Here is a 1,122-nt window from a genome sequence, read left to right as displayed (position 1 = left end):
ACGAGGCCGTCGTCGGCCACGGCCTCGCGGCCGTTCGCGACCGGGTCGTCCTCTCCACCAAGTTCGGGTTCGTCCGGGACTCGACCGGCCGCAACCACGGCGTGTGCGGGCGGCCCGAGTACGTCCGGCAGTCCTGCGACCTGTCCCTGCAGCGGCTCGGGACCGACCACATCGACCTCTACTGGCAGCACCGTGTCGACCCGGAGACCCCGATCGAGGAGACCGTCGGCGCCATGGCCGAGCTCGTGGCCGCCGGCAAGGTGCGCTACCTCGGCCTGTCGGAGGCGGGCCCCGACACGATCCGCGCGGCGCACGCCGTGCACCCGATCACCGCCGTCCAGAGCGAGTACTCGCTGCAGAGCCGCGACGTCGAGGCCGAGGTGCTGCCGGTGTGCCGCGAGCTCGGCATCGGCTTCGTGGCCTACAGCCCCCTGGGCCGCGGGCTGCTCACCGGCGCGATCAGCTCGGCGGCCGACCTGCCCGAGGACGACTGGCGCCGTACCTCGCCACGGTTCAACGGCGAGGCCCTCGACCACAACCTCGCGCTCGTCGACGCGTGCCGTGACATCGCCGCCGAGCTGGACTGCACCCTGGCCCAGCTCGCGCTGGCGTGGGTCCTCGCGCGCGGGAAGGACATCGTCCCGATCCCCGGCACCAAGCGGGTGCGCAACCTCGAGGCGAACGTCGCCGCCGCCGGGCTGGGACTCACGCCCGAGCACGTGGCCCGCCTGGAGGAGATCGTGCCGCCCGACGCCGTCGCGGGCGAGCGGTACGCCGACATGTCGGCCGTGAACCTGTGACCGCCGGGCACGCGCCGGAACCGGCGCTGGACGACCTGCTCCCCGACCTGCTCCGCCGGCGGGCGGGCGCCGACGGCGCGCGGGAGTTCGTCCGCGACGTCGACGGCCGGTCGATGACCTATGCCGCGGCCTACTCCCGGGCGTGCTCGGTCGCGAACGGCCTGCTCGCCACCGGCGTCACCCGGGGCGAGTCCGTCGTGATCATGGCCGACAACGCCCCCGACTCGATCTGCACCTGGCTCGGGATATCGCTGGCCGGCGCGGTCGAGGTCGCCATCAACACCGGATACCGCGGCCACTCGCTCCAGCACGTCATGCAGAA

Annotated in this window: 2 protein-coding genes; both read left to right on the top strand. The window is 73.4% G+C overall.

Features of this window, described 5'->3' with window-relative positions:
• Positions 1 to 800 (top strand): aldo/keto reductase (locus tag Q0L15_RS22110; RefSeq protein ID WP_296607001.1); only part of this gene is annotated, 800 nt, incomplete at its 5' end.
• Positions 797 to 1,122, top strand: a 326-nt coding sequence (locus Q0L15_RS22105) for an AMP-binding protein (protein WP_296606999.1), incomplete at its 3' end; no start/stop codon positions are given. The genes Q0L15_RS22110 and Q0L15_RS22105, both read left to right, overlap by 4 nt.

Origin of the sequence: Nocardioides sp., from assembly GCF_024509035.1 — a bacterium.
GTDB lineage: Bacteria > Actinomycetota > Actinomycetes > Propionibacteriales > Nocardioidaceae > Nocardioides.
Note: the sequence above shows the minus strand (reverse complement) of the source record. Positions and strands in the feature narration are given on the sequence as shown.